Annotated in this window: 6 protein-coding genes; 2 read left to right on the top strand and 4 right to left on the bottom strand. The window is 68.7% G+C overall.

Annotated elements, in window-relative coordinates:
- A partial coding sequence (locus tag FCG67_RS24775; RefSeq protein WP_484335615.1) for a beta/alpha barrel domain-containing protein occupies nucleotides 1-342 on the top strand: 342 nt, incomplete at its 5' end.
- An 87-nt stretch (nucleotides 343-429) separates the two neighbouring features.
- Here the strand turns inward: FCG67_RS24775 and FCG67_RS24770 are convergent.
- Together FCG67_RS24770 and gabT are read right to left on the bottom strand one after the other, a co-directional pair.
- Nucleotides 430-1,887 carry an NAD-dependent succinate-semialdehyde dehydrogenase gene (locus FCG67_RS24770; protein ID WP_136912227.1) on the bottom strand — a complete coding sequence of 486 codons (1,458 nt, stop codon included), beginning with the start codon at nucleotides 1,885-1,887 and terminating at the stop codon, nucleotides 430-432.
- A 66-nt stretch (nucleotides 1,888-1,953) separates the two neighbouring features.
- Nucleotides 1,954-3,291 carry a 4-aminobutyrate--2-oxoglutarate transaminase gene (gene gabT, locus FCG67_RS24765; protein ID WP_136912226.1) on the bottom strand — a complete coding sequence of 446 codons (1,338 nt, stop codon included), beginning with the start codon at nucleotides 3,289-3,291 and terminating at the stop codon, nucleotides 1,954-1,956.
- Nucleotides 3,292-3,435: 144 nt separating this feature from the next.
- Here gabT and FCG67_RS24760 point away from each other — a divergent pair, with 144 nt between their 5' ends.
- A complete protein-coding gene (locus tag FCG67_RS24760; RefSeq protein WP_136912225.1) occupies nucleotides 3,436-4,965 on the top strand; it encodes a PucR family transcriptional regulator in 1,530 nt (509 codons plus the stop codon).
- 83 nt (nucleotides 4,966-5,048) lie between these two features.
- Here the strand turns inward: FCG67_RS24760 and FCG67_RS24755 are convergent, their stop codons facing one another.
- Complete coding sequence (locus FCG67_RS24755; RefSeq protein WP_136912224.1) at nucleotides 5,049-8,225, bottom strand: NAD-glutamate dehydrogenase domain-containing protein; 3,177 nt, start codon at nucleotides 8,223-8,225, stop codon at nucleotides 5,049-5,051.
- 277 nt (nucleotides 8,226-8,502) lie between these two features.
- The gene (locus FCG67_RS24750; RefSeq protein ID WP_136912223.1) at nucleotides 8,503-9,012 is read right to left on the bottom strand and encodes an Lrp/AsnC family transcriptional regulator; all 510 of its coding nucleotides are present in this window, start codon (nucleotides 9,010-9,012) and stop codon (nucleotides 8,503-8,505) included.
- Nucleotides 9,013-9,201: the final 189 nt, after the last annotated feature.

The raw sequence follows: 9,201 nt of genomic DNA, 5'->3' as shown, positions 1-9,201 counted from the left end.
CTGTACGTGGCGGCGAAGGAGCTGCAGGCGCCGTACGACCTGGTGGTCGAGGTGGCCAAGGAGGGCAAGCTGCCCGTCACGATGTTCACCGCTGGCGGCATCGCCACCCCGGCCGATGCGGCGATGATGATGCAGCTGGGCGCGGAGGGTGTGTTCGTCGGTTCGGGCATCTTCAAGTCCGGCAACCCGGCCGAGCGTGCGGCCGCGATCGTCAAGGCCACCACCTTCTTCGACGACCCGGATGTGCTGGCGAAGGTCTCCCGCGGTCTGGGTGAGGCGATGGTCGGCATCAACGTCGACGATCTGCCGGTCGCGCACCGCCTCGCCGAGCGCGGCTGGTAGCCCGACTTACTCTGCGCGCCTACATGTTTGCGTGCCAACGACGAAACCGCCGGCAATCGGTATCGATTGCCGGCGGTTTCGTGTTCGTCAGGCGGTGAACCCGATGTACTTTGTGTCGAGGTACTCTTCGATGCCCTCGGTGCCGCCCTCGCTGCCCAGCCCGGACTGCTTGACGCCGCCGAACGGCGCGGCCACGTCGGAGACGACGCCGCGGTTGACGCCAACCATCCCGGATTCGAGCGACTCCGCGACCCGCAGCGCCCGGTCGAGGTTCTGGGTGAAAATGTATGCGGCGAGGCCGTACTCGGTGTCGTTGGCCGCGGCGATCGCCTCCTGATCGGTGTCGAAGCCGGTGATCGCGGCCACCGGGCCGAAGATCTCGTCGCGGATGATGCGCGCGGTCGCGGGCACCTGGTCGAGGACGGTCGGCTGGTAGAAGAAGCCGGGGCCGTCGATGGCCCGACCGCCGGTGCGTACCCGCGCGCCTGCCGCGACGGCCTCGTCGACCAGGGTGGCGACGCTCGCGCGCTGCTTGGCGCTGACGAGCGGGCCGACGTCGACACCGGGCTCGTGCCCGGGGCCCACCTTCAGCGCGGCGATCCGCTCGGTCAGCTTGGCGGTGAACTCCTCCCGCACCGAGTTGGCCACGATCAGCCGGTTCGCGGCGGTGCAGGCCTCGCCGCCGTTGCGCATCTTCGCGGCCATCGCGCCATCAACGGCTGCGTCGATGTCGGCATCGTCGAACACGACGAACGGCGCGTTGCCGCCTAGCTCCATCGAGGTCCGCAGCACGTTCTTGGCGGACTGCTCGATGAGCACGCGGCCGATCGGTGTGGAGCCGGTGAAGGTGACCTTGCGCAGCCGCGGGTCCGCGAGCAGCGGCGTCGATACGGAGGCGGCATCCGAGGTCGGAAGCACCGAGACGACACCGGGCGGCAGGCCGGCGTCGGAGAGGATCTGCGCGAACGCGAGCATCGTCAGGGGCGTCTCCGCGGCGGGCTTGACGATCATCGTGCAGCCCGCGGCGAGCGCGGGTCCGATCTTGCGGGTGCCCATCGCCAAGGGGAAGTTCCACGGCGTGATCGCGAGGCACGGGCCAACAGGCACCTTGGTCACCATGATCCGGCCCGCGCCGCCAGGCGACCGGGTGAACCGGCCCTGGATGCGCACGGCCTCCTCACTGAACCAGCGGAGGAACTCGGCGCCGTACGCCACCTCGGATCGGCTCTCCGGCAGCGCCTTGCCCATCTCGGCGGTCATCAGCAGCGCCAGTTCCTCGGCTCGCTCGGTGACCAGTTCCCATGCCGTGCGCAGGATGATCGAGCGCTGGCGAGGCGCCGTGGCGGCCCATTCGGCCTGCACCCGGCACGCGGAATCGAGTGCGCGCATGGCGTCCCGGCTGCCGGCCGCGGCCACCGTGGCGAGCCTCTTGCCGGTGGCCGGATCGAAGACCGGGAACGTCCCGCCGTCGATCGGGGCGGTGGATTCGCCATCGATCCACAGGCCGGTCGGCACGCCGGAGATGAGGGTGGAGATATCTGTCATCGGTGTTTCCTCGCAGTGATCGGCCGCTGGCGCGGCAGGGGCGTCGGTCGGGCGTGGTGCGGCGGGTCAGGCGGATGCCCGCACGGCCTCCTCGAGCACACTGAGTGCCTCGTCGAGCAGCTCGTCCCCGATGACCAGTGGCGGCAGCAGCCGCACCACATTGCCGTAGGTGCCGCAGGTGAGCAGGATGACGCCCTGTTCCAAAGCCCGCGCGGCGACAGCCTTGGTCAGCTCCGGGTCCGGCTCGTCGGTCCCTGGCTTGACGAACTCCATCGCGATCATCGCGCCACGGCCGCGGACGTCGCCGATCGCAGGGACCTCCTCGGCCAGCCGCCGGAGTCGGGGCAGTACGAGGTCGCCGATCTGCCGAGCCCTGGCAGGCAGGTCGAGCTCACGGATGGTGTCGATCGCGGCGAGCGCGGCAGCACAGGCGATGGGGTTGCCGCCGTACGTGCCGCCGAGGCCGCCGGCATGCACCTTGTCGAGCAGTTCGGCGCGACCGGTGATGGCCGACAGCGGAAGTCCGCCCGCGATGCCCTTGGCCATGGTGATGATGTCCGGCACGATCTGCTCGTCCTCGCACGCGAACCACGCGCCGGTGCGGGCGAACCCGGTCTGCACCTCGTCGGCGATGAAGACGACGCCGTTCTCGCGCGCCCAGGCCGCCAGCGTGGGCAGGAAACCCGTTGCGGGAACGATGAATCCGCCCTCACCCTGGATTGGTTCGATGATGATCGCGGCCAGCGAGTCCGCGCCGACCTGCTTCTCGATCTGCCCGATCGCCCTGCGGGCGGCCTGCTCGCCGGTGACCTGGGCGTCCCGGTACGGGTACGACATCGGCATCCGGTACACCTCGGGGGCGAACGGTCCGAAGTTCAACTTGTAGGGCATCGACTTCGCGGTCAGCGCCATCGTCAGGTTGGTGCGGCCGTGGTAGGCGTGGTCGAACGCGACCACCGCCATCCGGCCGGTGGCCAGGCGCGCGACCTTGATCGCGTTCTCGACGGCCTCGGCGCCGGAGTTGAAGAGCACGGTGCGCTTGTCGTGGTCGCCCGGCGTGAGCGCGGCCAACTCCTCGGCCACCCGGACGTAGCCCTCGTAGGGGGTGATCATGAAGCAGGTGTGCGTGAAATGCCCTGCCTGCTCGCGCACCGCCTCGACCACGGCGGGGTCCGAGGCGCCCACATTGGTGACCGCGATGCCGGATCCCAGGTCGATGAGAGAGTTCCCGTCGACGTCCACGATCACGCCGCCGTCGGCGTCCGCGGTGTAGACGGGCACGCTGGACCCGACGCCGGCGGCGACGCTCGCCCGGCGACGTTCCGCGAGGGCACGGGACTTCGGGCCGGGCAGCTCGGTCAGCAGCGCGCGCTTCTGCGGGAGTCGGTAGTTGATGGCGGTCATGTCGTGGACGTCCCCTGTCGTGATGGTCGGATCGACTCTCAGTGTGGGGCGCCCGACGATCTGCGGCACCTGCCAGAATGGAGCACGGGTGCGGGCCGAATTCACCGATTCGGCCCGGATGCCGGGGTCACGTCAGGAGTCGAGATGAGCATTACCGTGCGGTGGGTGCTGGCACAGCCGGAGCTGTCGCTGCGGCTGCGTGCCGGCGCGAACGGGCTGGACCGCGAGATCGAGTTCGCGATCACAACCGAACTGCCGGAACCGTTTCCGTGGCTCTCCGGAGGAGAGTTGCTGCTGACGACCGGGCTGCGGCTCCCGCAGGAGCCTGAGGAATGCACCGAGTACCTCCGCGGGCTGCTCGACTGCGGTGTCGCCGCGGTCGGCTTCGGGATCGGCCTGAGCCATGCAGAGATCCCCGAGGGCCTCGTGGCGGCCTCGGACGAGCTCGGACTGCCGCTGCTCGAGGTGCCGCTGCCGACCCCCTTCGCCGCCGTCACCAAGCGGGTGATGAGCCGGTTGGCCGAGCAGCAGTACGAGGCGTCGTTGCGTGCCTCGCAGGCTCAGCCCCGGATGACGCGTGCGGTGATCCAGGGCGGGGCCAGGGCCACCGTGCGCGAGCTGGCCACCGCCACGAGCTCGGTCGCCCTGCTCCTGGACCGGCGGGGCCAACTTCTCGAGTGCCACCCCGGCTCCGTGCCGGACGGTGTGACCGCGGAGGTGCGGACGCTGCTCGAGTCGGCATCGGAGGCGGTGTCCAGCGGGGTGGCGCAGGCCCGATCCGGCGAGTCGATGACCGTGCAGCGAATCGGGGTTGGCAAGAACGTGCACGGCTACCTCGCCGTGGTCAGTCCGAAGCCCCTCGGGCCGGTGGACCAGATCCTGCTGGGGCACGCGAACTCCCTGCTGGCGCTCGACTTCGAGAAGCCGGTCCGGCTGCGGGCAGCGCAGAACCAGCTCAACAGCCAGGCCCTCGGACTCCTGCTGTCCGAGGACATCGACCTGAAGCCGGTGCGGGCGCAGCTCGCGGTGGCAGCCGACGGGCGCGGAGCGATTCGTGCGCTGGTGGCGGTGTGCGGCTCGCCCGCCGATGCCGAGGCGGTGTCCGGTGCGATCGAGGCGGCCATGAACGAGGCCGGCAGGCCCCTGTTCCTGCAGCGGGCCGACACACGCGTCACCGTGCTGCTGCGCGGAACCGACGATGTCGAGTTCGCGCGCGCTCTCCTGGACGGCATCGGCGAGCATATGCTCCGGTCTTCCCGTCTCGGTTTGAGCGGTGCCCAGCCGGTGGAACGGTTCGTCGAAGCCATCGAGCAGGCGCAGTTGGCCGCGTCGGCGGCCGCGTCGGGCGCGATGCCGCTCGAGTTCTCTGCGCTGACCGGAAGTGCACTGCTGACCTTCGATTCCACGCGTGAGGTGCTGCGGGCGGTCGCCGACACGATGATCACGCCCCTCGCCGATCACGACCGCAGGCAGGGAACCGAGTTGGTCGAGTCGCTGCGGGCCTTCCTCGAGGCGAACGGCCACTGGGAGTCCGCGGCGAGTGTGCTCGGCGTGCACCGGCACACTCTCCGCAGCCGGGTCTCGAAGATCGAGTCGCTGCTCGGCTGTCGACTGGACGTGGCACGGGTACGGGCGGAGCTGCTGTTGGCGGTCATCGCACACGAATCGCTCTGAATCCGTATCGGTTCCGGCCCACCGCAAGGAGCCCGCGACCGGTTCGGTCGCGGGCCCCTCGGTCGGTCAGACCCGGTTTCGGGTCAGGGTGCCGGCACGCAGCGGGGTGCCGAGTAGCCGACCGCGGCGACGGCTCGGGCGAGCTCGGCGCTGACCGTGCACGCACGGGCGAGGTCGACGCCGCCCTCCGCCTGGGCCTCGACGATGATGCGGTGCAGCCTCGAGATCGTGGAGCCGTGCTGCAAGCGCCACCCCGATAGTCGCTCCGACAGGGTCGCCCCAGGATGGTGCCGGGACAGGGCGGCACCGACCAGGTCGTGCAGTCGCGCCGCCACCTCGTCTCGAAGCGCCGCCGCGGCCATGGAATCCCAGTACGAACCGAGGGCCAGCCGCTCCAATCGTTCGCTCACGCCGAACAATCCGAGTTCGCGGCCCAGCTCCTGGTAGGTCTCGACCACCCGGGTGATCGGGATGTCGAGCGCGAGCGCGTTGTCCGCCAGCGCGAGTGCCTCCCCGAGCAGCGGGACCGGTACGGGGGTGACGGTGCCGTCGGCGCCCTCCGGAGGCAACGCGTGGACCAGGTGACCCACCGTCGTCCGATACCGCTGGATCTCGGCCTCCGCGTGAAGTGGCAGCGGACGATTGCGCAGGAGCCACGAGCACGCGCGCTCGATCAGCGCCTGCACCGCGTGCAGCGGTCCCCACGAATTCCGGTCAGCCGGATCGACCACGGCGAGCGCGCCCGCCCAGAGGGCGTCGACGTCGAAGAGTTCGGCGACGACCCCGTAGGCCTGTGCGACCTGCGGGGTCGTGACACCCAGCCGCTCCTCGAGCCGGTAGATGAGTCCTGGCCCGACGTGATTGATCAGCTGGTCCGCGATCTGCGTGGCGATGATCTCGCGGTGCAACCGGTGCGCACGGATGCGGTCCGGGAACCGGCCGCGAACGGAGGGTGGGAAGTACTCGGACAACAACCGAGCGAAGACCGGCTCGTCGGGAACGGGTGAGGCGAGCAGGTCGCGGCGTACGACGTTCTTCGAATGCGCGAGCAGGGTCGCGATCTCCGGACGGGTCAGGCCGAGCCCGGCTTCGGTGCGCGAGACCAGCTCCCGCTTACTCGGTAGCACGGCCTGGGCTCGGTTCAGCCCGCCGACCGCCTCGAGATTGACGATCAACCGCTCGTGTCGACCGAGGAGCGACACGGCCTGGGATTCGGCGAGGCTGATAGCCAGGATCTGGCTCGCGCAGTCGCCGAGGACGGCATCGGCGACGTGATCGGTGCAGTCCGCGAGCAGTGTGTTGCGTTCGGCCTCGGTGATCTCGCCCGCCGCGACCGCGCCGTCCAGCGCGATCTTCAGGTTCACCTCCTGGTCGGACGTCGCAACACCGGCCGCGTTGTCGATGAAGTCGGCATTGATGCGGCCCCCGCCGAGCGCCAACTCAATCCGGGCTCGCTGGGTGAAACCGAGGTTGCCACCCTCACCGACCACCCGGCACCGCATGGTTGCCGCTTCGACGCGGACCGCGTCGTTGGCGGGATCGGCTGCATCCGAATGTGTCTCGGTGGACGCACTGACGTAGGTGCCCACTCCTCCGTTCCACAACAGGTCGACCGGAGCGCGTAGGATCGCGCGGATCAGTTCGGCCGGGGACAGAATGTCGGCGTCGATGCCGAGCCGCTCGCGCACGGACGGTGACAGCGGGATCTGCTTGGCCGAGCGTGGCCAGACCCCGCCGCCCTCCGAGATCAGCTCTCGTGGATAGTCGTCCCAGCTTGAACCGCTGTTTTCGAAGAGCGCACGGCGCTGTTCGAACGAGGCCTCGGGGTCGGGATCGGGGTCCAGGAAGATGTGCCGATGATCGAACGCCGCGACCAACCGAATCGTGCGCGATTGCAGCATCCCGTTGCCGAACACATCACCGGACATGTCGCCGATGCCGACGACCGTGATCGGGTCGTTCTGGGTGTCGACACCGAGTTCCGCGAAGTGCCTGCGCGCGGACAGCCAGGCGCCGCGAGCGGTGATGCCCATCGCCTTGTGGTCATAGCCTCGGGAGCCGCCCGATGCGAAGGCGTCGCCCAGCCAGAAATCGTATTCGGCAGCAACCGAATTCGCGACATCGGAGAAACGTGCCGTGCCCTTGTCGGCCGCCACCACCAGGTACGGGTCGGGGTCGTCGTAGCAGACCGAGTCGGCGGGGCCAACGGGTACGCCGTCGACGAGATTGTCGGTGACGTCCAACAGGCCGCGGATGAACGTGGCGTAGCCGTCGGCAGGCGCGATGCCGTCGCGGAGCACGAACGCGCCCTTTGCTCCGGTCGGGACGATCGGCGAGTTCTTCACGGTCTGGGTGGTCATCAGACCGAGCACCTCGGTGCGGTAGCTCTCGGGACGGTCGGACCAGCGCAGTCCGCCACGCGCAACGGTGCCCGCCCGTACGTGGACTCCCTCGACCCCGTCTCCCCGGACGAAGATCTCGCGGTGCGGAACGGTGCGGCCGGGATGTGCCAGGCGGGACGGGTCGAGCTTGAACGACGCGTAGCGCTTGCGGCTGCCGTCCGGAGTGCGCTGGTACCAATTGGTGCGCAGCACCGCGCCCACGAAGCCGGTCAGCGCGCGCAGGATGCGATCCTCGTCGAGTGTGGCCGCGTCTTCGAGTAGCGCGGCCAACCGGGGTTCGAGCTCGGCGATCCGCTGGTCGCGGGCCTCGGCGTCGGGTTCGAACCTGGTATGGAAGAGCTCGACGACCGACGCCGTGAATGCGCTGTGCCGCAACAGGGTATCCACGAGGTAGGCGTCGGAGAAGCCGATGCCCACCTGCTGCAGGTAGCGGCTGATGGTGCGTACCAGCATGACGTCCCGCCAGGCGAGTCCGGCCACCGGCGTCAGCATGCAGTACCGGTCGATCTCGAGTCCGGAGGCGGCGGCGGTCTCGAAGGCATCGATGACCAGATCGTGCGCCTCGGGTACCCATGACTGGGCGGGGCGGCTGAAGCGGAATCGATCCACGCTGGCCTCGGGTCCGGCCGACTCGGGAGCCGGCAGTGGTGTGTGCGCCTCGATGCGGAGGCCGAAGCACTCGAAGTCGCGAGCGACGTCTGCCAGCGCGGGCCGAGACCCGGGCCACAGCACGACCAGATCGACGACTTCGTTGACATCCCTGTCTGATTCGTCGGCGGACACGAACTCGAGACGGGGATGGTTCCCGGGGTTGGCCGTGATCGAGGGGAGCGTCATTGATCCCTTCATTGCGGTCATCACACACCTATTCGGTTGGTGGAAAGGAATTGTCGGGTTCTACCCTCCTGAGTGTGCCGTGGCCACGAGGGTTTCGGAGTGGACACTTTGGCGCATCTGCGGGGTGGGGGAGCGCCGAAATGAACAGGACCGCGTCTGTCGACAGCGTGATCCGCAGGTGACGGAAGAGGCTGTATCACAGCATGATCGGAGCGACGGTCACCGAAATAAGTGCGCTCGGGACACCGCATGCGTCATGGCTATGCGGTGTCCCGAGCGGGAGCGAATTGCTGGTGGGTTACTCGTTGATCTCGATGTCGTTGGTGAGCACGTCGCTCAACGTCGGGGGATTGCCCACACCCCAGCCGTAGGCGAGCTTGCCGACTTCGAGGACGAAGAATGATTCGGTGGAGAGGACGCCGTCGATGTGGTGGAGCCGGTCGTTGATGAGGTCGGTGTAGTCGTCGGTGTTCTTGCAGATGACCTCGGCCATGACGTCGTACTGGCCGGATGTCACGATGACGTAGCTGGTTTCGGGCAGCGCGGCGAGGGCTTGGCAGACGGACCGGGCGGTGCCGGGGCGGGTGCGGATTCCGACTATCGCCATGCGGTCGAAGCCGATGCGCATGGGGTTGGCGATGCCGACGATCTGGAGGATCCCGGATTCCTCGAGTCGCTGCACGCGGTAGCGGGCGGAGGAGGCCGGGATGTCCAGCTCTTCCGCGATCTGTCGGTAGGGGAGGCGTCCGTCTTTCTGTAGGAGCTCGATGATTCGTGCGTCGATGGGATCGATGCTCGGTGTGTTCATCGTTGGCCTCCGTGCCGGGTGGGTCGCCTGGTCGTCAAGGTAGCGCACCGGTTCCGTGTTGTGGGTCAGCGGCCCAGGTGGATGACGCCGGTGCGGAGGTCGGACATGTCGAGGAGGGTGTGTTTGCCGCCGATGCGGCCCCAGCCGGTGCCTTTGCCGCCGGCTCCGCCGAAGGGCATGTTGATGTCC

The sequence above is a fragment of the Rhodococcus oryzae genome (assembly GCF_005049235.1).
GTDB lineage: Bacteria > Actinomycetota > Actinomycetes > Mycobacteriales > Mycobacteriaceae > Rhodococcus_G > Rhodococcus_G oryzae.
This window is presented reverse-complemented; position numbering and strand designations above follow the sequence as displayed.

Bases quoted from the DNA above. Each gene is read 5' to 3' on its own strand.
- FCG67_RS24770 (WP_136912227.1), bottom strand. From the start codon at position 1,887: ATGACAGATATCTCCACCCTCATCTCCGGCGTGCCGACCGGCCTGTGG.
- gabT (WP_136912226.1), bottom strand. From the start codon at position 3,291: ATGACCGCCATCAACTACCGACTCCCGCAGAAGCGCGCGCTGCTGACC.
- FCG67_RS24760 (WP_136912225.1), top strand. From the start codon at position 3,436: ATGAGCATTACCGTGCGGTGGGTGCTGGCACAGCCGGAGCTGTCGCTG.
- FCG67_RS24755 (WP_136912224.1), bottom strand. From the start codon at position 8,225: ATGACCGCAATGAAGGGATCAATGACGCTCCCCTCGATCACGGCCAAC.
- FCG67_RS24750 (WP_136912223.1), bottom strand. From the start codon at position 9,012: ATGAACACACCGAGCATCGATCCCATCGACGCACGAATCATCGAGCTC.